The organism is Streptomyces sp. W16 (assembly GCF_033194735.1).
GTDB lineage: Bacteria > Actinomycetota > Actinomycetes > Streptomycetales > Streptomycetaceae > Streptomyces.
In genome coordinates this window covers 1-870 of record NZ_JAWOAI010001182.1, presented here as the reverse complement: position 1 = coordinate 870, position 870 = coordinate 1, and the positions used below count along the sequence as shown (strand labels likewise).

At 72.9% G+C, this 870-nt stretch carries 1 protein-coding gene; it reads left to right on the top strand.

Going from position 1 to position 870, the window contains the following annotated elements:
• A partial coding sequence (locus R6V09_RS54075; protein WP_317888681.1) for an HD-GYP domain-containing protein occupies nucleotides 1-870 on the top strand: 870 nt, incomplete at both ends.

Sequence of the window (870 nt, the reverse complement as noted above, 5' to 3'; positions counted from 1 at the left end):
CGCGCTCGCCGTGTGGGCGGCGGGACGCGTGCACTGGGCGCTGGGCGGCCGGAACGCCGTCGTCGCCTCCGACTTCCCGTACGCGCTGCTGCCCGCCCTGGCCGCCGTCCTCGCCTTCTGCCTGGTCCTGACCGTCCTCGACGGCGGGATCCTCGCGCTCGCCGAACGGATGCCCCTGCGACGGGCCTGGCGAGGGCTGTTCCTACGGTCCCTGGCGCCGATCGGCGTGCACGGGCTCGCCGGGCTGATGATGGCCGTGCTGTGGCGCAGCCCCTACGGTCCGGTCGCCGCGCTGCTCGTGCTGTTGCCGATGGGCGTGTCCTGGTGGGTGTTCGCCCAGTACCACCGGGAACACGCCGCCCACCAGGCCACCATCCGCGCCCTCGTCCAGGCCGTCGACATCAAGGACGGGTACACCCGCGGGCACAGTGAGCGGGTCGGACAGGCGTCGATGATGATCGCGCGGGAACTGGGCATGGACGACTCACGGGTGGAAGTGCTCCGCTTCGCCGGGATCCTGCACGACGTCGGGAAGCTGGGCGTGCCCACGCGGCTGCTGCGCAAGGACGGGCCGCTCACCCCCGAGGAGCGGCGGGTGATCGAACTGCATCCCGAGTACGGGCACGAGATCGTGCGCGGGATCGGTTTCCTGGGGGAGGCCAGGGCGGCGGTCCTGCACCACCACGAACGGCTGGACGGCAGCGGGTATCCGTACGGGCTGTTGGGCGGTCAGATCCCGGAGTCCGCACGGGTGGTCGCCGTGGCCGACGCGTTCGACGCGATGACGTCGACCCGGTCCTACCGGCGGGCCCGGCCGGTGCCGGCCGCCCTGGCGGAGCTGGAGCGGTGTGCGGGGGCGCAGTTCGATCC